Annotated in this window: 22 protein-coding genes; 9 read left to right on the top strand and 13 right to left on the bottom strand. The window is 72.3% G+C overall.

From position 1 onward, the window contains the following. Window positions 1–3: 3 nt before the first annotated feature. Window positions 4–2,355 (bottom strand): ATP-binding protein, encoded by a 2,352-nt coding sequence (locus AAFN69_RS14480; RefSeq protein ID WP_347728864.1) that lies wholly within the window; start codon window positions 2,353–2,355, stop codon window positions 4–6. 247 nt (window positions 2,356–2,602) lie between these two features. Between AAFN69_RS14480 and AAFN69_RS14475 the strand changes: the two genes are divergently transcribed. Beyond that, a complete protein-coding gene (locus tag AAFN69_RS14475; RefSeq protein ID WP_347728863.1) occupies window positions 2,603–3,673 on the top strand; it encodes an alpha/beta hydrolase in 1,071 nt (356 codons plus the stop codon). A 96-nt stretch (window positions 3,674–3,769) separates the two neighbouring features. On the opposite strand, the gene AAFN69_RS14470 is transcribed toward AAFN69_RS14475, so the two are convergent. Continuing rightward, the gene (locus tag AAFN69_RS14470; protein WP_347728862.1) at window positions 3,770–4,117 is read right to left on the bottom strand and encodes a hypothetical protein; all 348 of its coding nucleotides are present in this window, start codon (window positions 4,115–4,117) and stop codon (window positions 3,770–3,772) included. Between the two features lie 186 nt (window positions 4,118–4,303). After that, entirely contained in the window at window positions 4,304–6,589 is a 2,286-nt protein-coding gene (locus tag AAFN69_RS14465) for an excinuclease ABC subunit UvrA (RefSeq protein WP_347728861.1), read from the bottom strand. Window positions 6,590–7,278: 689 nt separating this feature from the next. Between AAFN69_RS14465 and AAFN69_RS14460 the strand changes: the two genes are divergently transcribed. Beyond that, entirely contained in the window at window positions 7,279–9,729 is a 2,451-nt protein-coding gene (locus AAFN69_RS14460) for a chitinase C-terminal domain-containing protein (protein ID WP_347728860.1), read from the top strand. A gap of 119 nt (window positions 9,730–9,848) precedes the next feature. Here the strand turns inward: AAFN69_RS14460 and AAFN69_RS14455 are convergent, their stop codons facing one another. Then, window positions 9,849–10,778 carry an N-acetyltransferase gene (locus AAFN69_RS14455; protein ID WP_347728859.1) on the bottom strand — a complete coding sequence of 310 codons (930 nt, stop codon included), beginning with the start codon at window positions 10,776–10,778 and terminating at the stop codon, window positions 9,849–9,851. A 322-nt stretch (window positions 10,779–11,100) separates the two neighbouring features. On the opposite strand from AAFN69_RS14455, the gene AAFN69_RS14450 reads away from it, so the two are divergent. Next, window positions 11,101–11,547 (top strand): PPOX class F420-dependent oxidoreductase, encoded by a 447-nt coding sequence (locus tag AAFN69_RS14450; RefSeq protein ID WP_347728858.1) that lies wholly within the window; start codon window positions 11,101–11,103, stop codon window positions 11,545–11,547. Between the two features lie 70 nt (window positions 11,548–11,617). Here AAFN69_RS14450 and AAFN69_RS14445 read toward each other — a convergent pair whose 3' ends face one another. The 4 genes from AAFN69_RS14445 to AAFN69_RS14430 all read right to left on the bottom strand — a co-directional run bounded on the left by AAFN69_RS14445 (window position 11,618) and on the right by AAFN69_RS14430 (window position 16,832). Then, on the bottom strand, window positions 11,618–12,754 hold the full coding sequence (locus AAFN69_RS14445; RefSeq protein WP_347728857.1) for an alpha/beta hydrolase: 1,137 nt from the start codon (window positions 12,752–12,754) through the stop codon (window positions 11,618–11,620). 188 nt (window positions 12,755–12,942) lie between these two features. After that, window positions 12,943–14,418, bottom strand: a complete 1,476-nt coding sequence (locus AAFN69_RS14440) for an aminotransferase class V-fold PLP-dependent enzyme (protein WP_347728856.1) — start codon at window positions 14,416–14,418, stop codon at window positions 12,943–12,945. A gap of 106 nt (window positions 14,419–14,524) precedes the next feature. Further along, window positions 14,525–15,265, bottom strand: a complete 741-nt coding sequence (locus AAFN69_RS14435) for a Type 1 glutamine amidotransferase-like domain-containing protein (protein ID WP_347728855.1) — start codon at window positions 15,263–15,265, stop codon at window positions 14,525–14,527. A gap of 139 nt (window positions 15,266–15,404) precedes the next feature. Next, window positions 15,405–16,832 (bottom strand): cytochrome P450, encoded by a 1,428-nt coding sequence (locus AAFN69_RS14430; RefSeq protein ID WP_347728854.1) that lies wholly within the window; start codon window positions 16,830–16,832, stop codon window positions 15,405–15,407. Window positions 16,833–17,161: 329 nt separating this feature from the next. Here AAFN69_RS14430 and AAFN69_RS14425 point away from each other — a divergent pair, with 329 nt between their 5' ends. From AAFN69_RS14425 to AAFN69_RS14415, 3 genes are read left to right on the top strand one after another with little or no spacing between them, the layout of a single operon-like run. Continuing rightward, entirely contained in the window at window positions 17,162–17,416 is a 255-nt protein-coding gene (locus AAFN69_RS14425) for a hypothetical protein (protein WP_347728853.1), read from the top strand. Beyond that, window positions 17,394–17,969 carry a sigma-70 family RNA polymerase sigma factor gene (locus AAFN69_RS14420; RefSeq protein ID WP_347728852.1) on the top strand — a complete coding sequence of 192 codons (576 nt, stop codon included), beginning with the start codon at window positions 17,394–17,396 and terminating at the stop codon, window positions 17,967–17,969. Before AAFN69_RS14425 ends, AAFN69_RS14420 begins: the two co-directional genes overlap by 23 nt. Beyond that, window positions 17,969–18,928 carry a hypothetical protein gene (locus tag AAFN69_RS14415; protein ID WP_347728851.1) on the top strand — a complete coding sequence of 320 codons (960 nt, stop codon included), beginning with the start codon at window positions 17,969–17,971 and terminating at the stop codon, window positions 18,926–18,928. Before AAFN69_RS14420 ends, AAFN69_RS14415 begins: the two co-directional genes overlap by 1 nt. An 82-nt stretch (window positions 18,929–19,010) precedes the next feature. Here the strand turns inward: AAFN69_RS14415 and AAFN69_RS14410 are convergent, their stop codons facing one another. Genes AAFN69_RS14410 through AAFN69_RS14400 form a run of 3 tightly spaced genes read right to left on the bottom strand, consistent with a single transcriptional unit; the run spans window position 19,011 to window position 21,504 of the window. Then, complete coding sequence (locus tag AAFN69_RS14410) at window positions 19,011–19,307, bottom strand: hypothetical protein (protein WP_347728850.1); 297 nt, start codon at window positions 19,305–19,307, stop codon at window positions 19,011–19,013. Next, window positions 19,304–19,930: a SigE family RNA polymerase sigma factor gene (locus tag AAFN69_RS14405; RefSeq protein ID WP_347728849.1), complete on the bottom strand. Its 627-nt coding sequence runs from the start codon at window positions 19,928–19,930 to the stop codon at window positions 19,304–19,306. The genes AAFN69_RS14410 and AAFN69_RS14405 overlap by 4 nt, the downstream gene beginning before the upstream one ends. Continuing rightward, a complete protein-coding gene (locus tag AAFN69_RS14400) occupies window positions 19,927–21,504 on the bottom strand; it encodes a sodium:solute symporter (protein ID WP_347728848.1) in 1,578 nt (525 codons plus the stop codon). Before AAFN69_RS14400 ends, AAFN69_RS14405 begins: the two co-directional genes overlap by 4 nt. A 195-nt stretch (window positions 21,505–21,699) precedes the next feature. On the opposite strand from AAFN69_RS14400, the gene AAFN69_RS14395 reads away from it, so the two are divergent. Genes AAFN69_RS14395 through AAFN69_RS14385 form a run of 3 tightly spaced genes read left to right on the top strand, consistent with a single transcriptional unit; the run spans window position 21,700 to window position 24,284 of the window. Beyond that, complete coding sequence (locus AAFN69_RS14395; RefSeq protein WP_347728847.1) at window positions 21,700–21,951, top strand: DUF3311 domain-containing protein; 252 nt, start codon at window positions 21,700–21,702, stop codon at window positions 21,949–21,951. A gap of 9 nt (window positions 21,952–21,960) precedes the next feature. Continuing rightward, window positions 21,961–24,078 (top strand): carbon starvation CstA family protein, encoded by a 2,118-nt coding sequence (locus tag AAFN69_RS14390; protein ID WP_347728846.1) that lies wholly within the window; start codon window positions 21,961–21,963, stop codon window positions 24,076–24,078. Next, window positions 24,075–24,284, top strand: coding sequence for a YbdD/YjiX family protein (locus tag AAFN69_RS14385; RefSeq protein WP_347728845.1), 210 nt, complete (start codon window positions 24,075–24,077; stop codon window positions 24,282–24,284). The genes AAFN69_RS14390 and AAFN69_RS14385 overlap by 4 nt, the downstream gene beginning before the upstream one ends. 90 nt (window positions 24,285–24,374) lie before the next feature. Here the strand turns inward: AAFN69_RS14385 and tgmB are convergent, their stop codons facing one another. Together tgmB and tgmA are read right to left on the bottom strand one after the other, a co-directional pair. After that, window positions 24,375–25,313 (bottom strand): ATP-grasp ribosomal peptide maturase, encoded by a 939-nt coding sequence (tgmB, locus tag AAFN69_RS14380; RefSeq protein WP_347728844.1) that lies wholly within the window; start codon window positions 25,311–25,313, stop codon window positions 24,375–24,377. Window positions 25,314–25,325: 12 nt separating this feature from the next. Beyond that, the gene (gene tgmA, locus AAFN69_RS14375; RefSeq protein WP_347728843.1) at window positions 25,326–25,517 is read right to left on the bottom strand and encodes a putative ATP-grasp-modified RiPP; all 192 of its coding nucleotides are present in this window, start codon (window positions 25,515–25,517) and stop codon (window positions 25,326–25,328) included. Window positions 25,518–25,714 lie beyond the last annotated feature (197 nt).

The following is a 25,714-nucleotide window of genomic DNA, read 5'->3' as shown; positions in this document are numbered from 1 at the left end:
TCATCACCCGGGCGGACTCTCGCCCCGGGGGTCCTCCCCCGGAGCCCCCTCCCCCAGGGTGAAGTGGATCGCGGTGCCCACCCCCGGCTCGCCCTCCAGCCACAGCCGCCCGTCGTGGCGTTCCACGATCCGCTTCACCACGGCCAGTCCGACACCGGTGCCGCCGCCCCGCTCCGCGGGCCCGTGGAGCCGCCGGAAGAGTTCGAACACCTCCGCCCTGGCCTCGTGCGGAATGCCGATGCCGTTGTCGCGCACCACCACCGCGCGGACCGGCGCGCTCTCCCCGGGCGGTGTGACGGCGACCGTGCCGACCTCCACGGTCCGGGCTCCCTCCGGCAGGGTGTCGTCCGCGTATTTCCCGGCGTTCACCAGCAGATTCACCAGGATCTCGTGCAATCGCTGCGGATCCGCCCAGAGCACCGGGAGCTCCGGCGGCCGGACCACCCGCACTCCGGATCCGGCCAGGCGTTCGCCCGCCACATCGAGCGCGGCGTCGAGAGCGGTGTCCAGCGGGATCCGCTCGCGGCGCAGTCCGGAACGGCCGAGGCGGGCGTACTGGAGAAGGGAGTTCAGGAGTTCGTCCATGCGTCCGGCCAGCCGCCGCATGGTGGCCATCCGGCGCAGGGTGACCTCGTCCAGGTGGTGGGCCGCGTCCTCCATGACGAACGTGGCGGCGTTCGAAATGCCCCGCAGCGGCTCCTTGAGGTCGTGGGCGGCCGCGTGGGCGAAGGAGTCCAGATCGGTGTTGATCATGCGGAGCTCGTCGTTGAGGGCGGCGAGTTCCTCGGCATGCCGCAGCGCCATGCCGGTGAGGGTGCGCCACAGCTCCTGCGCGGCGGCGAGATCCGCCGGTGTCCACGGCTCGCCGCGGCCGCGCATCACCTCGCGGAAGACCTCGCCGGAACCGCGCGGGGTGAGCCGTTCCCCGCGCGGCCCGAGACGGACGGGGCGGGCGGGGTCGCCGGCCCAACGGCGGGTGACCCGGCGTTCCGCGCGCCACCAGGCGAGAAAGTCACCGGAGCCGCCCAGCGGCACCATCAGCACTCCGGCCGGGGCGTCCGGGCCGGTGGCGGGCGGCGGGTCGCCCTCCTCGGCGAGGGTCTCGGCGAACCGGTCGGTGTGCCAGACGGATCCGGGAGCGAGCCGGGCGGCGCGCTCGCGTACGGCATCGGCCAGTGCCGATCCGGCCGGTGCGCCGTTCGTCGTGACCCTTCCGCCGGCGGCCAGGACGAGTCCGTCGGCGCCGAGCAGCTCCCGCAGTCCGTCGCCGCAGCGGCGCAGCAGATCGGCGGGGTCGCCGGTGAGGTGCCGTACGAGAGCGGCGAGCCGTTCCCTGCTCCGGTCCACGGCCCGGCGCTGCCGGCGCTCCTCGATGACGGCGAGCTGGAGGGAGAAGGCGGTTCCGAAGAACTCGCAGGCCGCGCGGAGCTCGGGACCGAACCGTACGGGGCTGTCGCCGTGGCAGGCGATGAGGCCCCACAGTTCGCCGTCGCGCAGCACACTGACCGACATGGAGGAACGGACGCCGATATTGCGCAGATACTCCAGATGGAAGCCGGAGACGGTGCGCAGCACGGAGCGGGAGAGGTCCAGCGGCACCCCGGATCCGGGGCGGACCGGCGGATGGAGCGGGACACCGCTGTCCTCGGCGTCGCCGATGACCCGGATCCAGTTCTCCCGGTAGAGGCGCCGGGCCTGCGGCGGAATGTCGGTGGCGGGGAACCAGAGCCCCAGCCAGGGTTCACGGCCGTCCGAGACCGACTCGGCGAGCACCTCGCCGGGGCCGTCGGCGCCGTCGAAGCGGTAGGCGACCACCCGGTCGAAACCGGTCAGGGCGCGCATCTCGCGTACGGCGGTGCGGCAGCACTCCGCCGCGTCGGTGGCGGCGCGCAGCCGGGCGAGAGCGCTCCGCACCTTCTGGTAGAAGCCCGGGAAGTGGAGCGGCCGGCCGTCCGCCCGGGGTTCCAGTTCGAGGACGACGAGCTCGTCCCGGAGGTGCGCGGTGACGTCGAAGGCCCGGCCGGTGCCCTGGACCGGCAGGGTCAGCAGATGTACGGAGATGTCGGCGCCGTCGCCGTCCAGGGCGTCGAGGACCTCCGTGAAGGGGCCGGTGCCCAGGAGCCGGTCGATGTGGGCGCCCACGGCGTCGGCCGCGTCGGTTCCCAGCAGGGGGCCGGTGTTCGCCGCGGTCTCGATCAGGCCCGTCGCCCGGTCGACGGCGAGCAGGGTGCCATGGGACTGGATTCCGCCCAGGAGATGGATGGGTTCGCGTACGCACTCGTCGAGGTCGAAATCCGGTGCGACCGTGCTCTCGGCCGCCCGGTCGCGTCGCGAAAGCCACTGCTCGTCCGCCACCGGCTCCGGCCTTTCCTCGTCCTTCCGGGGCCGCGGTCGCGGCCCGCACCCGCCCCTCGCATTCTGGCACGGCCGTCCGATCCGCGGCCCGGCGGGCGTGTGCCGCTCCCCGGCGGGGAGCCGTACGCGGGAGACGGGAGGGACTGGCGGCGGCGCGGGGCGCGGCCGGGTCCGGCGGGTCGGTTCCTTTGATCATCCGGGGAGTTGGGGCAGGATCGGCGTACTGATGTACGAGCCAGGGGAGAGTATGAACTCACGCCGGATATTCCTGACCACGGGTGCCGGGGCGGCTGTGGCGGCGATGGGCGCGGGCGCCGTCGCGGGCGGGGCCTCCCCCGCGCACGCAGCCGGAGCGCACGGGCGGGACGGCGGTGCCGAACCGGTGTACACCGAAGCTCTCGGCATCGCGATGGAGGGCTGGCCCTCGGCCTTCCCGGTCCACTTCCTCCGGCTGGTCAACCAGGGCGAGACGGTCAGTATGGCCTATCTCGACATCCCCCCGGCCCAGGGCACCGCGTCCGGCCGCACCGTACTGCTGCTGCACGGCAAGAATTTCGACGGGGGCGCCTGGAAGCCCACCGCCCGCTCGCTGGCGGCTGCCGGACACCGGGTCGTCGTGCCCGACCAGATCGGATTCGGCCGTTCCTCCAAGCCCGCTCTCGACTACACCTTCGGGCTGCTGACCGGGAACACCGCGGCGCTCCTCGACCATCTCGGCGTGGAGCGCGCGGATGTGATCGGGCATTCGATGGGCGGCATGGTCGGCGTCCGCTTCGCTCTCGACCACCCGGAGCGCACGCGGCGGCTGGTGCTCGCCAACCCGGTGGGCCTGGAGGACTACCGGGAGCTCGTCCCCGCCCTGAGCACGGAACGGCTCTTCGCCGACGAGCTGGCCAATACAAACCTCAACGCCATCCGCGGCTTCTACCGCTCCTATGTGGTGGAGTGGCGGCGGGCCTATGAGCGCAATGTCGAGCTCCGGTACCGGGTCACCCTCGGCGGCGAGTACCCGCGCTGGGCGATGGCGTCGGCCCGCACCTATCAGATGGCGTACCACCAGCCGGTCCTCTCCGACCTGCCGCGACTGGGCCTTCCCGTGCTGCTGGTGATCGGCCAGGAGGACCGCGCGGCGGTGGGCAAGTCGTACGCCACCCCGGAGAACCGCGCGAGGCTGGGCAACTTCCCCGTCCTGGGCAGGCGGGCGGCGGCGGCGATCCCGGGCGCCCGGCTGGTGGAGCTGTCCGGCACGGGCCATCTGCCGCACCTGGAGGCGCGCGGACGGTTCGAGCGGGAGGTGCTCGCCTTCCTGCGCGGCTGACCTCCGGGGAGGCTCCCCGGCCTCACCCGCCCCGGGTACCGGCACACGCGGGCGGTACCCGGGTGCGCGGGAGGCCCCGGGAGCCGTGCGGGGGTGTCAGAAGAACAGTACGGAGCGGAGCTTCAGCCGCTCCGAGGCGCTGCCGCCGAGCGGGCGGAGTACATAGTGCTCCCCCGTGCAGTCGGGGTTGGTCCACACCACCGCCACCTCGTCGGTGTCGTTCACCGGGGCGAAAGCCGGCGAGGTGGAGCCCGGATCGGCCGCCTCGGGGATGGTGACGCACTCCCGGCTCACCGGATCGGCGAGCACCGTGCGCTGGGGCCGGCCGTCGGGACCGGTGAAGCCGTAGGTGAAGTCACCGGTCGCCGCGGCGGCCCGGCCGGGCAGGGTGAGCAGGAGCAGCAGCGAACCGGCAACGGCGGCGGTGGCGGCGCGAAATCGCATGAGAGTCGCCTCTTCTCGGATGAGTGACGCCCGGAACTCCGGGCACTACTCACCGTAGCCGTCACTCTGGGTGATTTAACGATTCTGCTCACTCACCGGAAAGCGTGGTTTGACCGCTTCGCCGGTGGCCGAATCCCGGGAACAGGCGCGGGGGCCGTCCTTGCCGGGCGGACGGCCCCCGGGTCGTCAGCCGGTCACATACTCCCGGAGATGACGCGCGGTCAGGGTCTCCCCCGTGGCCACCAGATCGGCCGGGGTGCCGGTGAACACCACCCGTCCGCCGTTGTGGCCGGCCCCGGGCCCGAGGTCGATCAGCCAGTCGGCATGGGCCATCACCGCCTGGTGGTGCTCGATGACCACCACCGTGTTGCCCTCGTCGACCAGCCGGTCCAGCAGGGCCAGCAGCTTGTCCACATCGGCCAGGTGCAGACCCGTGGTCGGCTCGTCCAGGATGTAGGTCGAGGACTTCTCCGCCATGTGGATGGCGAGCTTGAGCCGCTGGCGCTCACCGCCGGAGAGGGTGTTCAGCGGCTGGCCGAGGCGCAGATAGGACAGCCCCACATCGGTGAGCCGGCCGAGAATCGTGTGCGCCTGGCCGGAGGGGAAGAAGGCGTGGGCCTCCTCGACCGACATCCCCAGCACCTGGCTGATGTCCTTGCCGCGCAGCCGGTAGGTCAGCACCTCGGGGGTGAACCGCTTCCCCTCGCACTTCTCGCACACCGAGGCGACCCCGGCCATCATCGCGAGGTCGGTGTAGATCAGGCCGATGCCGTTGCAGTGCTGGCAGGCGCCCTCCGAGTTGGCGCTGAAGAGCGCGGGCTTGACGCCGTTCTCCTTGGCGAACGCGTTGCGGATGGGGTTGAGCACTCCGGTGTACGTCGCCGGGTTCGAGCGGCGCGAGCCCCGGATCGGGGTCTGGTCGGCGACCACCACACCCGCCCGTGCGGAGAGATGACCGTGGATCAGCGAGCTCTTCCCGGAGCCGGCGACCCCGGTGACCACGGTGAGCACCCCGAGCGGTATGTCCACACTGACACCCTGGAGATTGTGCAGATCGGCGTCCCTGATGGAGAGCTGTCCCCGGGGTGTGCGGACCGTGTCCCGCAGCCGCGCCCGGTGCGCCAGATGGCGGCCGGTGAGCGTGCCGGAGGTGCGCAGCCCGGCCACATCCCCGCTGTAGCAGATCTCGCCGCCCGCCTCGCCGGCGCCCGGCCCGAGGTCGACCACATGGTCGGCGATGGCGATCACCTCCGGCTTGTGCTCCACCACCAGGACGGTGTTGCCCTTGTCCCGGAGCAGCAGCAGGAGATCGTTCATCCGCTGGATGTCGTGCGGGTGCAGTCCGACCGTCGGCTCGTCGAAGACATAGGTCGTGTCGGTGAGGCTGGAGCCGAGATGGCGCACCATCTTCACCCGCTGCGCCTCGCCGCCGGAGAGGGTGGCGGCGGGCCGGTCCAGGCTGAGATAGCCCAGCCCGATCTCCACCAGGGACTCCAGCAGATGGCGGAGGCTGTCCAGCAGCGGGGCGACGCCCGGATCGGTGATGCCGCGGGCGAACTCGGCGAGATCGCTGATCTCCATCGACGAGCACTCGGCGATGTTCTTCCCGCGGATCCGCGAGGACAGGGCCGCCCGGGTCAGCCGGGTGCCCTCGCACTCCGGGCACGGGCTGAAAACCACGGCCCGGTCGACGAATGCCCGGATATGGGGCTGAAGCGCTTCCCGGTCCTTCACCAGCCAGCTGCGCTGGATTTTCGCGACCAGTCCCTCATAGGTGAAGTTGTTGGATCCCACCTTCACCTTGACCGGCGCCTTGTGGAGGAAATCGGCCCACTCCCGGTCGGTGAAGTCCTGGAGCTTCTTGGCGGGGTCGTAGAAACCGGAGGCGGCCATGATGGACCACGGCCAGGAATCGACGGCATATCCGGGAACCGTGATCGCGCCCTCGTTGAGGCTCTTCTCCCGGTCCACGAGCTGGTCGATGTCGATGTCCGAGATCTGGCCGAGGCCCTCGCACCGGGGACACATGCCCTCGGGAACATTGAAGCTGAAAGCGCCGGCGGTTCCGATGTGCGGGGTCCCGAGCCGGCTGAAGATGATCCGCAGCATGGTGTACGCGTCCGTCGCGGTGCCGACGGTGGAGCGGGAGTTGGCGCCCATGCGTTCCTGGTCGACGACGATCGCCGCGCTCAGATTGTGCAGTCCGTCCACGTCGGGGCGGCCGAGGCTGGGCATGAAGGACTGGATGAAGGCCGCATAGGTCTCATTGATGAGGCGCTGGGACTCGGCCGCGATGGTGCCGAAGACCAGGCTCGACTTCCCGGATCCGGAGACCCCGGTGAAGACGGTGAGACGGCGCTTGGGCAGATCCACATCGACGCCGCGGAGATTGTTCTCGCGGGCTCTCCTGACCTGGATCACATGGTGGCTGTCGGCGGTTGCCGGCTGGTGGCTGTGGTCGGCCGCGGTCATTCGGAGTTCCTTTTCCATGGTTCTCGTACTGTTTCCGTGCTGTTTCGCGTACTGCTTCCCGGACGGGCACCGGGTCTGTCCGCCGGGCCTATTCCCGGGACGTTCCCCGGCTGTCGGTCCGGCCGTTCCCCGGCTGGTTCCGGGCCGTTCCCGGACTGTCGGAGGGCTGTCGGACGGCTGCCATCCGGCCGTTCTCCGGCTGTTTCCCGGACAGTTCCCGGACAGTTCCCGGTGTCCCGCCGGACTGTCCGTCACCCGGGGCCGTCCGGGTCGACTCCCGTACGCGCCCCGCGCCGATTCTCTCCTTCCGTCCGGTGTTCTTCCGTCCTCTCCCGGTGATATCACCGGCGGATTCTCCCGGTACTGCCCTGTGCTCACCGCCGGCGGAGGCCGTACGATCCCCTCCCGCCCCGCCGCCCCCGCCCGGGGGGGGTTCCGGCCCCGGTGACACAGACCGGCGGGCCCCGCGGAACTCATCGGCGGCCATCACGGACCCACGCATATGCAGAGATAAGGTCCAGACCTATTGACGTACTGGTCTAGTCCTTTTAATCTCTGCGTCACCTCCGCGGATCAGTCAGGGCCGTGTGCACGCACCCTGGCAACACGCTCCACCCCCCATTGAGTTGAGCAAGGCCGCCCCACCCCCGCGTCTCCACACGCGGGCCCCCCACCAGGAGGATCCGACCGTGCTGTCCCCCTTCCGTACCAGAGTGGCCCTGGCCGCAGCAGGCGCGGCCGCCGCCGCGCTGCTGGCCGGATCGCTCTCCGCAGGTGTGTCGCAGGCCGCCACGCCGCAGGAAACCTGTCGGCCCGAAGGCCTCTACAAGACGCCCGGCGTCGATGTCCCGTACTGCTCGGTCTACGACGCCGACGGCCGCGAGAAGATGGGCGCGGACCACCAGCGCCGCATCATCGGATACTTCACCAACTGGCGCACCGGCAAGGACGGCACGCCGGCGTACCTCGCGTCCGACATCCCGTGGAACAAGATCACCCACATCAACTACGCGTTCGCGGCCGTCGACTCCGCCAACAAGATCACGGTGGGCACGGACGGACCGAACAACGCCAACACCGGGATGACCTGGCCGGGCGTCGCCGGGGCCGAGATGGACCCCGCGCTTCCGTACAAGGGGCACTTCAACCTCCTGACGAAGTACAAGAAGCTGCACCCCAATGTGAAGACACTGATCTCCGTCGGCGGCTGGTCCGACACCGGTGGCTACAACGACGACAGCGGCAAGCGGGTGAACTCCGGTGGCTTCTACTCGATGACCACCAATGCCGACGGTTCGGTGAACCAGGCCGGCATCGACACCTTCGCCGACTCCGCCGTCGCCTTCATCAAGAAGTACGGGTTCAACGGCGTCGATGTCGACTACGAGTACCCGACCACGATGAAGGACGCGGGCAACCCGCTTGACTGGCAGCTCGCCAACGGCCGCCGCGCGGGTCTGGTCAAGAGCTACTCGGTCCTGATGAAGACCCTCCGCGAGAAGCTGGACCGGGCGGGAGCGGCCGACGGCAAGCACTACCTGCTGACCGTCGCGGCGCCGTCCTCCGGCTACCTGCTGCGCGGCATGGAGACCTTCCAGGTCCAGAAGTACCTGGACTACGTCAACATCATGTCGTACGACCTGCACGGCACCTGGAACGAGCACGTCGGCCCGCAGGCCGCGCTCAATGACGACGGCAAGGACTCCGAGCTCGCCGGAGCCGGTGTCTACAGCACCGCGCAGTACGGCGGAATCGGTTATCTGAACACCGACTGGGCCTACCACTACTTCCGCGGCTCGATGCCGGCCGGCCGCATCAATGTCGGCCTGCCGTACTACACCCGCGGCTGGAAGAACGTCCAGGGCGGCACGGACGGTCTGTGGGGCAAGGCGGCCACGACCACCTGCCCGGCCGGACAGAACCTCACCAAGTGCGGTGACGGCGCCGTCGGCATCGACAATGTCTGGCACGAGAAGGACACCGCCGGCAAGGAGGCCCCCGCGGGCTTCAACCCGATGTGGCACGCCAAGAACCTGGAGAAGGGCGTCGTCGGCGACTACGTCACCAAGTTCGGCCTCCCCGCGACCACCAAGCTGACCGGCACCTACGCCCGCAAGTACGACTCGACCCTGGTCGCGCCGTGGCTGTGGAACGCGCAGACCAAGGTCTTCATGTCGACCGAGGACGAGCAGTCCATCGGCGCCAAGGCCGACTACGTGGTGAACAAGGGCATCGGCGGCACCATGATCTGGGAGCTGGCGGGCGACTACCAGTTCAACGCGGCCAAGGGTCAGTACGAGCCCGGCAACACGCTCACCAACCTGATGTACGACAAGTTCAAGGCCGCCGCCCCGTACGGCGCCAAGAAGTCCAACATCACGCTGCCGACCGAGGCCATCGATGTGGACGTCGACTTCGGACAGTTCGCGCTGGGTGACTCCAACTACCCGATCAGCCCCAAGCTGAAGATCACCAACAACACCAAGGCGACCCTGCCGGGTGGCACGGAGTTCCAGTTCGACTACGCGACCTCCGCGCCGGCCAACGCCAAGGACCAGTCCGGCTTCGGCACGTCGATCATCCGCAGCGACCACACCGGCAACAACATCGGTGGCCTGAAGGGCGACTTCAACCGGGTCTCCCTGAAGCTGCCCGCGTGGCAGTCGCTGGCCCCCGGCGCGTCGGTCCAGCTGGACTTCGTCTACTACTCGCCGGTCTCGACCCCGTCGAACTGGACGGTCACCTTCGGTGGCAAGAGCTACGCCATCGCCGCTGACCTGAACCGCGGCACCACCCTGGTCGAGCCGGGCGGTGGCACCACGGGCGGCACCACGGGCACGACCGGTACGACCGGCACGACCGGCACGACGGGTACCACTGGCACGACCGGTACCACTGGCACGACCGGTACCACGGGTACGACCGGCACGACCGGCACGACCGGTACCACTGGCACCACGGGTACGACCGGCGGCAACGGCACCTGCACCGCCCCGGCCTGGAGCGCGGCGAGTGAGTACGGCTCGGCCCAGACCGTGTCGCACAAGTCCCGCAACTGGAAGTCGAAGTGGTGGACGAAGGGCGACGAGCCCGGCACCACCGGCCAGTGGGGTGTCTGGCAGGACCTGGGTGCCTGCTGACCCGTCTTCCCACTGATCACTTCTGATCGCTTCTGAACTCGAAGGCCCCCCGCGGCGGCTCTCCCTGGCCTTGCCGCCGCAGGGGGCCTTCGTCATGCCGCCCGGCGGGCGGCCCCGCATCAGTCGGGCAGATGGTCCCAGCCGCGCGCGGTGCGGGTCAGCTCGCGGAAGCCGAATCCGGACATGGCCTCGATCTCCCCGGCCTCGTCCTCGTACGCGCAGGTGAGCAGCCGGTCGCAGCCGCACAGCTCCAGCCACTGGCGGGCCCCGCCGAGCAGCCAGCCCAGCAGTTCGGGATGGGCGTCGCCGGGGAGTTCGAGATCGGCGATCTCGGCCATGCCGCCGGACCTGGCATGCCGCTCGGGCCGGTCGAGTGTGGTGTCCAGCTCGATGTGTCCGGCGTCCGCACCGCCGAGCCGGGCGGTGAGCCGGGTGCCGAGCGGACCGAGGGTCCGGCGCAGGGTCATCCCCGGCACGGGCGCCGGGCCCGGAGCGGGCAGATCACGGACCGCGGCGAGCGAGAGCACCTCGGTGGGGCCGGTGTGGACGAAACCGGCCCGTGCCAGGACGGCGCGGACATGCGGCCACTGCTCGGGCACCCCCTGTACGCCCGGGGACGGCAGCTGTCCGTCGGCGTGGCGGGCCCGGACGTGCCAGCGGGTGAGCTGGGCGAGGCAGGCGCTCATCAGCACCTCGGCGGCCCGCCCGGACTCCTCGCCCGGTGCCGCGGGCTCCTCCGGCGGGGTGTGCAGGAACCACGCGATGTGGCCGGTGTCGCGGTAGTCCTCACCGACGTCCGGATCATTGCGGTAGCGCAGCAGATGCGCGGCGGCGACGATCCGGCGCCGCTCCTCGGCGACCAGGGTGACCCGCTCGGCGACCCAGGGGTCGATGATGTATTCCTCGGGCCGGCGCTCAAGACTGGTGAGGACGGTGTTGACCGAGACGGCCGCGCCGGGGACGACAGCGGCGGTGTGTGCGTTGACCAGGTCGGTGAGCTGGTCGCGGTCCTCCCGGTGGAAGGGACGCACGGAAAGGGACGCGGACATGGTGGAGCCTCCGTGGAGTAACGGTTGAGGAGGCCGCCATGAGGTGCGGTACGCGGCCGACATTACCACCGTGAGCGGCCGGAATCGGAACCATTTCCGAGCGGCGGGGCCGGATCGGGTGAGCCCCGGAGGTCCGTACGGGCCCGGTGATCGCTAGGGTGAGGGCGGTCACACCGTGCCGTGCGCGGGCTCCCCTGCGGGGCGGCGGGCGGTCATCCCGGACACCGCCGGCGGGTATGTCCCGCCGCCGGGCGGCCCCGGTGCGGCCGGTGTGTTCGCCAGGTGTTCCGAAGTGCCGAACCCACAGCCCGAGAGGTGGCCCATGAGTGTGTTGAGTCCGGAGATCCGTGCGCGGGTGGCGGGTGCCCATATCTGGTTCGTCGCCACCGTCGGTCCGGACGGGGCTCCGCACGTGAGTCCGATGTGGCTCGGTGTCGAAGGTGATCTGCTGCTGTTCAACACGGCCGTGGGCCGGGTCAAGGAGCGCAATCTGCGGCACGATCCCCGGCTGTATCTCTCGCACACGGACAAGGCCGATCCCTATGACCGGGTGCAGATCCGGGGCCGGGCGATCCGCTTCGTCGAGGGTGAGCGGGCGGACCGGGACATCGACCGGCTGGCCCGGAAGTATCTCGGCACGGACCGGTTCGAGCTGAGGATTCCCGGCGAGCAGCGGGTGAGCGTGCTGATCGAGCCGGAGCGCGCGCGGCGGATCATCGGGGTGGAGAAGTTCCCGCCCGGGGTGCTGCCGGAGGCGGGCGGCGCCTGACCCGCTCCCCCGGTCCCGCAGCGGGGTCCGGGGCCGCTCCCGGCACACGGCCGGGGGCGGCCCCGGGGCGTCATCTCCCCCGGCTCCAGCGGAAGTCGAGCTCCGGGTGGCGCGCGGAGGGGCCTCGCAGCAGCGGGGCCGGGCGGCCCGCGAGGAAACGCCCGAAGAAGGCGGCCGTGACGGCGCGGACGAGCCCGGTCGCCCGCGCCGGGGCGAGGGTCCCGAAGAATTCCTGCCAGACGGCGGGGGGCCAGGTCGTGCGGAGCCCGATGGCGTCGGCGTATCCGCTCAGGTCGGTGCCGCTGAGATGGCCGCCGCCGGTGAGGTGGATATGACGGCCCCAGCCGCGGTGCGCGGCCCGCCAGCGGGCCCAGGTGTCGTGGTCCGGCGAGGAACTCAGCAGCAGAAACGGCCGGTCGAGGCCCTGATCGGCGACCGGGGTGCCGAAGAGCCCGCCGTCCAGGTCGAGTCCGGCGGCGAAGCGGCGGTCCTGCCGCATCGCCTCGGCCGCCGCGGCTCCGCCCATGGAGTGGCCGAGCAGTCCTATCCGGGCCGGGGCGAGACCGCGGGCCGTCAGATCGTCGGCGACGGTGCGCAGATCGGCGGCCCGGACCGCGGTCTCCAGCCGGTCCTGGGCGTCCCAGTCGTCGGGTGCCGCGGGCAGGCTGCCGCGGATCAGCCGCCCGTCGGGGAAGTGGACCGCCGCGGCGTCATGGGTGTGGTCGACGCCCGCCACCAGGTGTCCGCGGGAGGCGAGTTCGGTGGCGAGCGCGGTGGTGAGGGAGCGGGACGATCCGCGCCCGTGGCTGAGCAGGATCAGCGTCGGGCGGCGTACGGCGCGGTGGGCGGTGGCGACACCGGTGCGGATCCGGGCCAGGGAGCCGGCCGCGACACCCCATTCGCCCTCCAGGACATCCGCCACCCGGGGATGGGTGTACGCGGCGGGCACGGAGCCGTGTCCGCCGGCGGGGAACCAGAGCTGGACCATGAGTTCCCGCGGTCCCGGCACGGCCGCGAAGGGGTCGGTACGCGTGCGGTCCACCACCGGGTGGGACCGGGTGGCCACGGGGTGAGGCCCGCCGGGGGCGGGCAGCGGCAGCGGGCCGCCGGGTACGGAGCGGGCGGCGTGAGCGGCGCCGGCGGGCAGCAGGGCCGCCGCGGCGGCGGCCCCTCCGGCTCCCAGCAGCAGGGAACGACGAGCGAGCACCGGCACCTCCTGATGTCACGGGGTGCGGGGTGCCCCCGGATCACCGACACCATAATTGGTCCGGACCAATTCGCGGGAGGGTTGAGCGGCGGTCGTTTCGATCTTCCGCGCCCGCGCCGTCTTCCGTGCCCGCGCCGCCAACTCGGCCCGCCCATCGGCCGGTCCGGCATCGCCCGGCCCTCTCAGGGTCAGCAGAAGGTGCGCGGCAGCAGGGTGTCCGGTCCGGGCACCCGGTCGCGGTACGAGGATTCCAGGAAGCCGAGCAGGCGGTCGATGTCCCCGGGACTGGAGGAGAGCCCGACGGAGACCCGCACCGCGCCGCCCGAGGGCAGCCCCAGGCTGGTGAGATAGTCGTCCATGCTGGTCAGTGTCCGGTCCCGGCCGGTGCGGACCAGGACCCCGTGGTCGATCGCGAAGGCCGCCTCACCGGCCCCCGGGTTGCAGAAGCATCCGGTCCGCAGCGAGATCCGGGCGGCCGTGCTGTCCCGGGCGACGATCCGCTCGTCCAGCACGGAGCCCCGGGCGTCCAGGACGTTCAGTGCCACGGTGCCGCCGCGCCGGTGCACGGTGCGGGGCCCGTAGAGCCGGATCAGGGGTGTGCCGTCGCTGTGCCGGAGCCGGGTGAGGCCGGTGAGCAGCCGGCCCGTCAGCGCGGTCACATGGTCGTGCACGGCGTCCACTCCGATGGACTCGATCCAGTCGATTCCCGTGGTGACCTCGGGTATGGCATGGAAGTTGACGGTGCCGTCCTCGAACGCGGCGGCCCCGTCGGCGGGATGGTGCCACTGACCCTGCGCACTCGCGGCCCGGATGGTGCCGCCGGAGAACCAGGGGCGCCGCAACAGCGCCAGGGCGGAGTCACGGGCGATGAGACAGCCCACTCCGGTCGGATAGCCGAAGACCTTGTACCAGCTCAGCACGGTGAAGTCGGCGGGGTGTTCGCGGAGTGACAGCCGGTTGGCGGGGGCGAAGGCGGCGGCGTCCAGCAGGGTGTGCCAGCCGCGCTCCCGGGCGTACGGGATCCACTCCAGCGGGTGCCGCACCCCGCTGAAGTTGCTCTGCGCCGGAAAGGCGAAGAGCCCGCGTTCGCCGCGGCGCCCGGCCAGGGCCGAGGCCAGGGTCTCCCCGTCGACCCGCAGGCCGGGTCCGGAGAGGGGAATGTAGGTGGTGGGGGTGCGGCGGGCGCGGGCGAACTCGCGCAGTCCGTTGACCGAGTTGTGGTTGTCCAGGGTGAGCAGCAGCTCGGCCCGCCCGGGACGGAAGGGATAGCCCTCGCCGACGAGACGGCAGGCCGCGGTGGCGTTGGCCGTGAAGACGGCCGTGTACTCGGCGGGGTCGGCGCCGGCGAATTCCAGCACCCGCGCCCTGGCCTCCTCCACCAGAGCGGTGGTGGGCGCGGAGGCGGGGCTGTGGGTGTGCGGATTGCCGTGCACCGCGCGGGTGAGCCGCTCGGTCTGGGCGAGGAGCTGGCGCCGGGCGGGGAGCCCGGCGCCGGTGTGGTCGAGATAGACGTGCCGGGTCTCGTCGAGGTAGCCGTACTCCTCGGCGCGCAGCCGCGCGAAGTCGGGCGGGCCGCCCGGGTCCCCGGGCGGCGGCACCGGCCGCCCGGCAGCGGCCCCGGCCCCGGTGTCCGCCGTGGTGGGTGTGGTCTGTTCCGTCATCATGTCCCCGTCCCGTGGGCCGGTTCCAGCATGCGGCGGTGCCGGGCGCGGCGGCAAGGAGCCGGGGCGGCGCGCCCCGGACGCGGGTGCACGGAACGCGCCGCCGGGGTCAGGAGGGCGGTGCGGGGAGCCGGCGCGGTTCGATGCGCTCCTCCACCGCCGAATCGCCGTCCCTGCGCACGATGTACGCGGCCTTGCCGGCCTGTTCGCCGACGGCCTCGACGAGCTCGGTGCCCCGGTGGACCGGCCCCACGCCGTCGTCGGTGCGGTGGGTCCCGGGCAGGGTTCCGTCCGCGACCGGCTCGCGCACCAGCGGCCGGCGCCCCGGGTCGACGTCGTGGTGGACGCCGTTTCCGTACGGGAGCGGGCCCGGCGCGTTGGTGACGGGACGGAGCCGGGGGCCGGAGGAGTCGGTGGTGCCGCCCCGGAACCAGCGGATGGAGCCCGCGCCGGCCCCGCTCGGCACCACACCGGCCCGCCTGGCGCGGCGCAGGATCCCGTCGAGTCCGTGGACCCGCCGGACGGCGAGGAGATCGGCCACGGAGCCGCCCGTCACCCGGACCACGTCCTGTTCGAGGACGGCGCCCTCGACGTCCTCCGGATTGGGCATGGGGAAGAGATGGAGCGGGGTGAGATCGAATCCCGCCACCCGGGCGGCCTCGCTCATCCGCGCGGTGAAGAACTCGGCGTCCCCGATGGCCGTGCCCGCGTACATGCCCCGGGGGCGCCGGCCGTGTGCCCCGGAGCGGCCGATCGCATGATGGACCAGGGAGTCGAAACTCACCTTGGTGCGGCCTCCGACGCGGTGGCCGCCGGAGGTCGCGACGATGGTGGGCTGGGGTGCGCTCATGGCTCGTGATCTCATCGGTCCGGCGGGTCGCGGGGGCCGGACCGGGGGCGGAGGCCGGCGCCGGGCCGGTGCGGGTACCGGCCCGGGGAGTCCCGGCCCGGCCCTCCGGACGGTGGCGCCGGCGCGTCCGGCCGGTCCCTCAGCGCCCCCGCAGGACCCGCTGCCACCGGGAGAGTTCGCCGCGCGGTGCCGGGACGGCGGGCGGGGCCGGCGGCTGCGGGGAGGCGGCCGGGAGCGGCTGGGAGACGGGCGGTGCCGCGCTCACCCGTAGCTCCGGTCCGGGGACCGCCTCGCGTTCGGGGGTGAAGCGGACGGGCAGGGATTCCAGCCGCTCGGTGAGGCGGGCGGCGCCGGTCACCAGCTCGGCCTCGGAGACGGCGAGTTCGAGGCCGGGCAGCAGGGTCAGCAGGGTGTCGATCCCGGTGTCGGCGATGGCCCGGCCGATGTCCTGTCCCGGGCATTCGTGCGGTCCGCCGCTGAAGGAGAGATGCGAGCGGTTGCCGTGCACGGGGGCCGAGCGGTCCGGCCGGATCTCCGGGTCGGCGTTTCCGGCGGCGAGTCCCAGCAGCACCATGTCGCCGGCGCTGATCCGCCGGCCGCCGAGCACGGTGTCCCCGACCGCCCAGCGGCCCGCCACCACCGAGAGCGGCGGGGCGTCCCAGAGCACCTGCTCCAGCGCGTCGGGGAGGGTCATCTGGCCGCCGGAGAGGCTGGCCCGGAAGCGGCGGTCGGTCAGCACCAGCCGGAGGGTGTTGGCGATCAGATTGACCGTGGCCTCATTGGCGGCGAGGAGGACCAGCCGCAGATGGTCGACGACCTCGTCCCCGGTGAGCCCGGATTCGTGGCCGATCAGCCGGCTCGCGAGGTCGCGGCCGGGGCGTTCGGTCTTGCGCCGGACCAGGGTGCGCAGGGTCTGCGCCATGAGGTCCTCGCCCGCCGGGGCGGCCGGGCCGCCGCGCGTCGCGTCGCGTGCCGCCTCCACCAGGCGGGGGCCGTTCTCCTCGGGCATGCCCAGGAGCTGGTTCATCACCAGCATGGGCAGCCGCTCGGCGTACTCCCCGATGAGATCGGCCTCGCCCCGGGAGGCGAATCCGGCGACCAGGCGCCGGGTGTGGTGGGTGACATAGCGGCGCACCCCGTGCCGGTTGAACTGCGCCAGGCCGTCGGTGACCGCCCGGCGGAGCCTGGCGTGCTCGTCGCCGTCGGCGAAGACGCAGACCGGCTGCCAGCCGATCATCGGGATCAGCGGGGAATCCGCGGGCACCCTGCCCTGTTCGAACATCGACCAGCGGCGCGAGTCACGGGAGTAGAGCGAGGGGGTCCGCATGACCTCCAGATTCTCCCGGTGTCCGAGGACGAGCCAGGCCGGCAGATCGCCGTGGACCAGGACCGGGGCCACCGGGCCGTGCTCGCGGCGGAGCAGTTCGTACACCGCCCGGGGATCCGCCGCCGCGGCCGGTCCGTGGAGCCGGTGCGGCGCTCCGGATTCCGGCCGGTGCGCCGGGCAGCCGGGTGGCGGCGCGGGCACGGATCCGTCGCTGGGGACGTCTGGGCGCGGGCTGGTCACAAATCCTCCGAAGCCGTGGTGAGGAGCGCCGGGCGGGCGGACGGGATCGCGGGGGTCCCGGCAGGGCGCTCGGAGAGGTTCCCGGCGGCGCCGGAGGGCGTCACCGGCCCTGCCGCGGCCGTACGGGATCCTGGGGCGCAGGCAGCATATCCCCGTTCGGCTCCGGCCGGAGAGGCCGTCCCGCGGCTTCCGCGGGGGTGTCCGGGCCGGGTGCCGTCCCGGACGGAACCGCGCTCAGCAGGGCGATGTCACACTTTCGCGGTCCGGCGGCACTTGAGTGTCCACGGTGCCGCAGAACGGCGGCACCGACCGCGGGTCAGGAGGATTCGGTGGAACCGGTGTTGCTGGGGGCGGCGGCGATCGTGACGGGCGGGGCGGCATGGAGTGTGGTGCGGGGGGCGCGGCGCCTGCTGGAACGGCTGGTGTCGGACATCGTGGTGCGGACACTGCGGGACGCGGGGCGGATTCCGGGGCCGGGCGCGGGACCGGGCGCGGGCGCGGGCGTGAACGGTGTCGCGGGGCCGTCCGCAGCGCCCTTCGGGGGAGCCGGGGTGAATCGTCATGGAGGACTCGGCCGGGGCTGAACTGCGGGTGTCGGCGCCGGTGGAGCTGCCCGCGCCGGTGGTGCGGGGCAGAGAGCTCGCGGAGCGGCTGCACCAGGCGGAGTACCCGGGGCTGGTGCGGTTTCTGCTGCTGAGCGGGGCGTCCTGGACCGAGGCGCAGGACGCGGCGCAGGACGCCTTCACCCAGATGTGCCGGCCGGGCGCACGGATCACCCATCCCAAGGCGTGGCTGCGGACGGTGGCGTGGCGCTCCTGGTTACGCCAGCAGGTGCGGCCGGAGGACCCGTGCGCGGATGTCCCCGATGTGCGGTCCGCACACTGGCAGAGCCCGGCGCACGCGGCGGAGCTGGGGGTGGAGGAACGCCGGGTGGTGGAGATGCTGTTGCGGCTGCCGGCGAAGCAGCGGGCCGCGATGGCCTGGAATCTGGACGGTTTCACCGCGCAGGAGAGCGCGCAGGCCATGGGCATCACACCGGAGGCGGTACGCCAGAACCTCAGCCGCGCCCGAGCGTCGCTGAAGGTGTGGCTCGGTCTGGAGGATCCGGGCGACGGCCCGGGCGGGGAGGTGGAGTGATGGACCGGCAGAGCGGATCCGCCCGGCTGGACACGCTGCTCGCGTCCGCGCACGAGGGGCTGGGGATCGCGGTCTACGACTCGCTGATGAGCCAGGGCGGTCCGCCGGAGCCGCGCGATCCGGACCGGGCGCTGGGGCGGCTGCTGGCGGGGGTGCACCGGCAGACGCTGGCCGCCGTGGTCCGGCGCACGGACTGGACCCGGTGGGATGAACAGGTGTCCGGGCGCGGCGCGGGGCCGGGCGGCGGGGGCCGGGGCGCCGGGGGGCTGATGCGGCGGCTGGCGTCGGTGCGGCTCAAGTACCGGGCGGAGGCGCTGCGGATCGCGCGGTCGCACTGGCCGCACGATCTTGACGAGCTGATCCTCGGTGCCTCGGGAGCCGTGGAGGAGCTGCTGGCACGGCTGGAGGAGGCGGAGTGCCCGCCGGAGGGGGCGCGGGACGCGCTGGCGGAGGTGGACCTGGCGATCGGCCGGGTGCTCGCCCTGCCGGAGCCGCCGGTGCGGCCGGCCGCGCCGGTGGGCCGTTCCTATCCGGAGCTGGTGTCGGATCTGCTCGGCGGGCGGGCGGCCCGGCTGCTGAGTGTCGCCCGCAACTGCCGCACCCTGCTCGAACTGGAGTTGGAGCTGCTGCCCCGGCCGGGCGGCGCGGGCGGGGGGCGGTGGTCGGGCGCGCTGGAGGTGGCGCAGGATCTCGCGGACGATCTGGAGCTGGCCCACCGGGAGGCGGTGGCCCTGCGGGTGGGGGTGAGCCTGGTGCACCGGGCGGCGCACGACTTCCGGGGCGCGGATCTGCATGCCGCGCAGCTGGAGGGGGTCCGGCTGGAGGGCATCCGGTGGGATTCCGGCACCGTGTGGCCGCCCGGCTGGGAGGACCGGATCCGGCGGGCGTCGCTGGCGGCGGGGGATGTGCTGGTGGTGGGCTCGGAGCCGTACGACAGCGCGGTGGCCGCGGACATCTGACGCGGGCCGGGCTGCCGGACGCCCCGGGGCGGGCGGGCACGCCGGCCCCGGGGCGTCGCGCGTCCGGACGGCCCCGGGGGTGTCAGGGGCCCGGCGGTGCCGTCGGCGAGGTGGTGCGGGACGGGTCGAAGGGGGCCCCCGGGCGGGCGGGGGCGGAGTTGAGGACCCAGACCCCGGCGGTGACCGCGAGGGTGAAGACCACGGCGGTCAGCAGGGTGAGCACCAGCCGCCGCCGGCGCTCGCGGCGCCGCCACTCCCCCAGGACGCTGTGGTACGCGCCGGGCGGGGGATGGACCTGGCCGGCGACGGCGTCCATCGCCTCCCGCAGGCGCTGTTCGGTTCCGGGGCCGTTCACGGGCCCGGTCTCCCGGCTGTTCATCGGCGGTTCTCCAGCACCTGGGTGAGCGCGGCGAGTCCGCGCGCTGTGTGTGTTTTGACGGAACCGGCCGAGATCCCCATGGCCTTGGCGATCTCCCCCTCCTTGAGTCCCATCCAGTGGCGCAGCACCAGGGCCTCGCGCTGGCGGGCCGGGAGCCGGCGGAGGGCGTCGATCAGGGCCCGCTGGTCGTCCTGGAGGAGCGCCGTGTACTCGGCGGAGACCACCTGCCCGTCCGGCGGCGGCCCGGTGTGCTTGCGGACGATCTGGAGGTGGCGTATCCGCATCCGGGTCAGATTGCAGACGACGGAGCGCAGATAGGACTCGGCACGGTCGGCGTCGCGGAGTCTGCGCCATTTGCGGTAGATCTCGTAGTACGCCTCGGCGACGATGTTCTCCGGGTCGTCCGCGCCCAGCAGGGCGGCGAGGCGGAGCATCGAGGTGTAGTGGCGTTCGAAGAGCCCGGCGAGCGCGGCCTCCCGCTCCGGGTCGGCGCCGTCGCACGGCCCGGCGGGTGCCCGCCGGGCGCCGGGGACCCGGAAGTCCGGGCGCTGCGGCGCGCCGGCCCCGTCGGGCGGCGGCTGCGCTGCCGCCGCCGGCGGCAGGGTGCGTGGAGTCCGTCTCATGGAGGGGTGGTTCCCGTCTCGGGGCGGGGCGGGCCCGCCGGCCGGCGGGCGAGCGAGGTGGTGTCCGGACGGCCGGGTACCCCCCGCCGGCGCAGCAGTACGGTACCCGCCGCGCTGACGGCCAGATTGAGGAGCAGGGCCGCCAGCCCGGCGTAGATCTCCACGGCCGGACCGCCGGCGCCCAGCGGTACGACCGGCGAGAAGCCCTCCCGGACGACCATGACCGTACCGAAACCCATGCCCGCGGCCCACCCCGCGAGCAGGGCCCGGTGGTGGAGCCACCGGGTCCACAGGCCGATGGCGACGGCGGGGAAGATCTGGAGGATCCAGACACCGCCGAGGAGCTGGAGATTGATCGCGGCCTGGTCGCGCAGGGCGAAGACGAAGACGACGGCGCCCGCCTTGGCGGTGAGCGAGACCAGCTGGGCGACGCGGACCTGCCGTTTGGGAGTGGCGGTGGGATGGACGTACTCGACGTACACATTCCGTACGAAGGAGGTGGCCGCCGCCACGGACATCACGGCGGCCGGGACCAGCGCGCCGACGGTGATGGCGCCGAGGACGATGCCGGCGAGCGGGGCGGGCATCAGCCGGTCGGCCAGCATCGGGACGGCGGATTCGGCGCTGCCCGCCGGGGTGCGCACCCCGGCGGCGACGGCGGCGATTCCCAGCAGGCCGAAGAGGGCGAGCACGGCGGTCCACGCCGGGAGCGCGACGGCGGTGCGGCGCAGGGTGTCGGGTCCGGCGGCGGCGAAGGCGACGGTGAGCACATGGGGGTACATCAGCAGCGCGAGCGCGGAGCCGAGGGCGAGGGTGGCGAAGGCGGGCTGCTGGGCGGGGGTGAGCAGCAGGGAAGCCTGCGGCCCGCCCGGGTCGCCGAGGCGGCGGGCGGCGGTCTCGAAGACCGCGCCGGGGCCGCCGAACCGGTCGAGCACCAGCCAGACGATGGCGAGGACGGAGCCGAAGACGGCGGCTCCCTTGAAGGCGGAGATGACGGCGGGGGCGCGCAGTCCGTGCCGGTAGGTGGCGACGGCGAGTCCGGCGAAGAGGGCCACCATGGCGAGATCGCCGGCGAGGAGCGCGGCCGGCGAGTGGGCGCCGCCCGCGGTGAGGACCGTGAGCACCGCCCGGATGCCGAGGAGTTGCAGGGCCAGATACGGCATGGTGGCGAGGATGCCGGTGAGGGCGACGGCCAGCGCGAGGGGTGCGGAGCCGTACCGTCCGCGCACGAAGTCGGCGACGGTGACACAGCCGCTGTCCCGGGCGACGGACCAGAGCCGGGGCAGCAGGACGAAGGCGAGCGGGCAGACGATCACCGTGTAGGGGACGGCGAAGAAGGCGGGGGCGCCGTTGCCGTAGGCGAGTCCCGGTACGGCGGTGAAGGTGTACGCGGTGAAGACGGTGCCGCCGAGCAGCAGCCAGCTCCAGCCGGTGCCCAGGCTCCGGTCGGCGAGGGCCCAGCCGTCCAGGGAGGGGAGGGTGTCGGTGCGGTGGAACCGCCGGGCGGCCACCGCGAGCAGGGACGCCGCGCCGACGACGGCGAGGAAGGCGGCGAGGACGGTGCCTTCGGTCATCGTTCACCGTCCGGGCTGCGGTCCGGGCGCGGTCGTGCGCCGGGTGTGACAAGGGCGGGTCCGGCGCACGGAAATCTTCCTGCCATCTCGTGTCAACCAAACCGGGGAGTCCGGCAACTCTTGCACAGACTGAGGGGCCGGCCCCTGTCGGGGTTGTCCCCGCCGGGCCCCGCTCATGACGGAAATGAGGATTCCATGACGGAGAACGGCAGATCACGGGGGCGCCGGGCCGCCGCCGGCGTCTGTCTCCTGGTACCGGTGGCGGCCCTGCTCTGGGTGCCCGGGTACGCGCGGGAGGAGCCCCGGCTGGCCGGGGTGCCGTTCTTCTACTGGTATCAGCTCGTCTGGGTGCCCGGCTGTGTTCTCGGTCTGCTCGCCGCCCGTCTGCTGACCCGCCGGCGGTCCGGCGGCGGGCCGGCCGGTCCTCTCAACCCTCCGTCCTCCTAGGGAGCCTGTGTGTCCCGGTCCCCCGTGCCCGCTTTGCGGGCCAATCCGAAGTCCGTCCTGATATGGACAGCTGTCGCCGTGGTCGGCGCGATCTGCTGGGGCGTGCTGGCCCTCGCCCGCGGCGAGGAGATCTCGGCGGTCTGGCTGGTCGCCGCCGCGCTCGGGACGTACGCCATCGCCTACCGGTTCTACTCGCGGTTCATCGTGACCCGGGTGCTCAAGCCCGATGACACCCGGGCGACCCCGGCCGAGCGACTGGAGGACGGTGTCGACTACCAGCCCACCGACCGCCGGGTGCTGCTGGGCCATCACTTCGCCGCGATCGCGGGGGCCGGTCCGCTGGTGGGCCCGGTGCTCGCGGTGCAGATGGGCTATCTGCCGGGCACCATCTGGATCGTCTTCGGCGTGATCTTCGCCGGGGCGGTGCAGGACATGGTCGTCCTCTTCCTCTCCATGCGCCGGGACGGCAAGAGCCTGGGGCAGATGGCCCGGGACGAGATCGGCAAGGTGGGCGGCGCGGCCGCGCTGATCGCCGTCTTCATCATCATGATCATTCTGCTGGCGGTGCTGGCGCTGGTCGTGGTCAACGCCCTGGCCCATTCGCCCTGGGGCACCTTCTCGGTGGCGATGACCATCCCGATCGCCCTCTTCATGGGGGTGTATCTCCAGCTGCTGCGGCCCGGCCGGGTGCTGGAGACCAGTGTCATCGGGGTGATCCTGCTGCTGCTGGCGATCGTGGGCGGCGGCTGGATCCAGGACTCCTCGTGGGCGGACACCTTCACCCTCTCCCCCACCACCCTGGTCTTCTGTCTGGTCGGGTACGGATTCGTCGCCTCGGTGCTGCCGGTGTGGCTGCTGCTCGCCCCGCGCGACTATCTCTCCACCTTCATGAAGATCGGCACCATCGCCCTGCTCGCCCTCGGGGTGGTGTTCGCGGCGCCGAACCTCCAGGCGGAGGCGGTGACGTCGTTCGCCTCGTCGGGCCAGGGCCCGGTGTTCGCGGGCTCGCTCTTCCCCTTCCTCTTCATCACCATCGCCTGCGGCGCGCTCTCCGGCTTCCACTCCCTGGTCTCCTCCGGCACCACGCCGAAGCTGATCGAGAAGGAGTCCCAGGTCCGGATGATCGGCTACGGCGCCATGCTGATGGAGTCGTTCGTCGCCGTGATGGCGCTGATCGCGGCGTCGGTGCTCGATCCGGGGCTGTACTACGCGATGAACGCCCCGGCCGGCATGCTCGGCTCGACGGTGGAGTCGGCGTCGGCGGCGGTGGCCAATCTGGGCTTCACCATCTCCCCGGAGGAGCTTGCGGCGGCGGCGAAGGCGGTGGAGGAGAGCACCCTGGTGGCACGCACCGGCGGCGCTCCGACGCTGGCGGTCGGCATGGCGCAGATCTTCTCCGATGTCATCGGCGGCCAGGGCATGAAGGCGTTCTGGTACCACTTCGCCATCATGTTCGAGGCGCTCTTCATTCTGACGACGGTCGACGCCGGGACCCGGGTGGGCCGGTTCATGCTCCAGGACATGCTGGGCAATGTCTGGAAGCCGCTGGGCCGGGTCAACTGGAAGCCGGGCATCTGGCTGGCGAGCGCGGTGGTGGTGGCCGGCTGGGGATACTTCCTCTACGCCGGTGCCACCGATCCGCTCGGCGGGATCAACCAGCTCTTCCCGCTCTTCGGCATCGCCAACCAGCTGCTGGCGGCGGTCGCGCTGACCGTGGCCACCACCGTACTGATCAAGTCGGGCCGGCTGCGCTGGGCCTGGGTGACGGCCGCGCCACTCGCCTTCGTGGTGTCGGTGACCTTCACCGCGAGCTGGCAGAAGGTCTTCTCCCCCGACCCCCGGGTGGGCTTTTTCGCCCAGCGGGAGCGGTTCGCCGACGCCATCGACGCGGGGACGGTGCTGCCGCCCGCGAAGAGCATGGACGACATGCACACCATCGTCACCAACTCCACGGTGGACGGGGTGCTGATCATCGTCTTCGTGGCGCTGGTGACCACGGTGATGGTCAACGCGGCGCTGATCTGTGTGCGCACGGTCCGCTCCCCCACCCCGCCGCCGACCACCGAGTCCCCGTACGTCGCCTCGAAGCTGGGCACCCCGGCGGAACCTGCGGGAGTGGCCGAGTGAGCGCCGCCCGGCTGCTGTCCGGGCTGCGCCGGGGGCTGGGCGCGGTGCGCTGGTATCTGCGCGAGGTCAGCGGGGAGACGGCGTACGACCGGTACTGCGACCGGCACCGCCGGACCCGTCCGGCCGTTCCGCCGCCGTCCCGGCGGGAGTTCCAGCGGATGCGGGCGAGGCGGCAGGAGCGGGAGTCCCCGTCACGCTGCTGCTGACCGGGGGCCGCGCGGGCCGCGCCCCGGGGCCGGCGGGGTGGTGACCCCGCCGGCCCCGGGCTCCCTGAGCCGGCGGGCGGCGCGGGTTGGTCAGAGGGCGGGGTCGGCCGGGGCGCTCAGCCAGTCGGCGACTGTTTCGGCGATCGGCTGCCCCGTCTCCAGCTCGATGAAGCCGAACTGGCCGCCCTGATTGCACTCCAGGAACCACCAGATCCCCTCGGAGTCCTCGGCGAAGTCGAACGCTCCGTACGCGAGGCCCGAGAGCCTCAGATACTCGGTGATCGCGCGTTCGACCCGGCCCGGCACCTCGACCGGTTCCCAGGTGTGGCCGGTGTCGCCGAACCGTCCGTCGACCTGCCCCGGCTCGGACACCTTGCGGGCGGCGAAGGATGTGCCGCCGACGCAGGTGAGCCGGATGTCAGCGCTTTTGGCGATGTACCGCTGGAGCAGGGTGGGCCCGGCCGCGACGTCGGAGAAGTCCGCGTCCGGGGGGACGAGGGTGGTGGGCAGCGCCATGGGCGGATCGTTCGGCGCCTTGCCGGACACCGTCTTCACCACCACATGCCGGTACTGATCCGCGAACTGCCGGGCGACCCTCGGATAGGTGGTGATCACCGTCGCGGGCACCGGGAAGCCGCTGCGGTGCGCCAGCCGCAGCTGCCACGGCTTGAGGCGGGCCCGCGCCGCCGCGCCGCGTTCGTTCATCCAGCGGGCCGAGGTGCAGTCGAGCATCCCGTACAGCGCCTGCCCGCTCTCGGCGGACAGCCACGGCGACGGTTCGGCGGCATGCGCCGCCGGCTCGCCCGGTCTGCGGATCCAGATGGACCGCAGACCGTCCATGCCGACCACCCGGCCGCCGGTCGAGAGATAGCCGCGGAACTCTCCGCGCACATACTCCGCGGAGAGCGCGCCCTCGCCGGGGAGGTCGCCCGGATCGAACCGGACGAGCGGAACACCCCGCCGGTGGAGCTGGGCCACCACCATGTCCGCGGTGACGTCCTGCTCACAGGTGAGGATCAGTACGGTCATCGGATCGGCTGTTCAGTCGTCGAAGTGGGTGGCGGAGCCCGCGGTGGACGTGGTGGTGCCCACGGCGGCCAGCAGCGCCCGGTCCGCGATGGCGGGCCGGCCGTCCGGCAGCACATTCAACTGCAGAGCGGAGTCGTACGAGTACTGGTCGATCACAGGCGCCAGCTCGGCCGGACGTGCGTAGTTCCACGCGAACGGTTTCATGCTTTCTCCCTGCCCACACGGGACTGTCCGGGGCCACTGGATGTGGCTTCATGAGAGCAATACGCGGAGTGGATGTAGTTGATTCATCACATTCCGTCATAGTGCAATGAACTGCTTGCCAGTCGGACGTCCCCGATCCGAGCAGCCGCATCAACACGCCGCAGAACACACCCGCGCGCGCGGGACGTTGACGTTTT

The sequence above is a fragment of the Streptomyces sp. CAU 1734 genome, assembly GCF_039888735.1.
Lineage (GTDB): Bacteria > Actinomycetota > Actinomycetes > Streptomycetales > Streptomycetaceae > Streptomyces.
The sequence above is the reverse complement of the archived record's forward strand: the minus strand, read 5'-3'. Positions and strand labels throughout refer to the sequence as shown.

What these genes read in the sequence shown, in the direction of transcription:
- AAFN69_RS14465 (WP_347728861.1), bottom strand. Translation starts at nt 6,589, where the DNA reads ATGACCGCGGCCGACCACAGCCACCAGCCGGCAACCGCCGACAGCCAC.
- AAFN69_RS14475 (WP_347728863.1), top strand. Translation starts at nt 2,603, where the DNA reads ATGAACTCACGCCGGATATTCCTGACCACGGGTGCCGGGGCGGCTGTG.
- AAFN69_RS14455 (WP_347728859.1), bottom strand. Translation starts at nt 10,778, where the DNA reads ATGTCCGCGTCCCTTTCCGTGCGTCCCTTCCACCGGGAGGACCGCGAC.
- AAFN69_RS14395 (WP_347728847.1), top strand. Translation starts at nt 21,700, where the DNA reads ATGACGGAGAACGGCAGATCACGGGGGCGCCGGGCCGCCGCCGGCGTC.
- tgmA (WP_347728843.1), bottom strand. Translation starts at nt 25,517, where the DNA reads ATGAAACCGTTCGCGTGGAACTACGCACGTCCGGCCGAGCTGGCGCCT.
- AAFN69_RS14450 (WP_347728858.1), top strand. Translation starts at nt 11,101, where the DNA reads ATGAGTGTGTTGAGTCCGGAGATCCGTGCGCGGGTGGCGGGTGCCCAT.
- AAFN69_RS14470 (WP_347728862.1), bottom strand. Translation starts at nt 4,117, where the DNA reads ATGCGATTTCGCGCCGCCACCGCCGCCGTTGCCGGTTCGCTGCTGCTC.
- AAFN69_RS14415 (WP_347728851.1), top strand. Translation starts at nt 17,969, where the DNA reads ATGGACCGGCAGAGCGGATCCGCCCGGCTGGACACGCTGCTCGCGTCC.
- AAFN69_RS14405 (WP_347728849.1), bottom strand. Translation starts at nt 19,930, where the DNA reads ATGAGACGGACTCCACGCACCCTGCCGCCGGCGGCGGCAGCGCAGCCG.
- AAFN69_RS14440 (WP_347728856.1), bottom strand. Translation starts at nt 14,418, where the DNA reads ATGATGACGGAACAGACCACACCCACCACGGCGGACACCGGGGCCGGG.
- AAFN69_RS14435 (WP_347728855.1), bottom strand. Translation starts at nt 15,265, where the DNA reads ATGAGCGCACCCCAGCCCACCATCGTCGCGACCTCCGGCGGCCACCGC.
- AAFN69_RS14400 (WP_347728848.1), bottom strand. Translation starts at nt 21,504, where the DNA reads ATGACCGAAGGCACCGTCCTCGCCGCCTTCCTCGCCGTCGTCGGCGCG.
- tgmB (WP_347728844.1), bottom strand. Translation starts at nt 25,313, where the DNA reads ATGACCGTACTGATCCTCACCTGTGAGCAGGACGTCACCGCGGACATG.
- AAFN69_RS14420 (WP_347728852.1), top strand. Translation starts at nt 17,394, where the DNA reads ATGGAGGACTCGGCCGGGGCTGAACTGCGGGTGTCGGCGCCGGTGGAG.
- AAFN69_RS14410 (WP_347728850.1), bottom strand. Translation starts at nt 19,307, where the DNA reads ATGAACAGCCGGGAGACCGGGCCCGTGAACGGCCCCGGAACCGAACAG.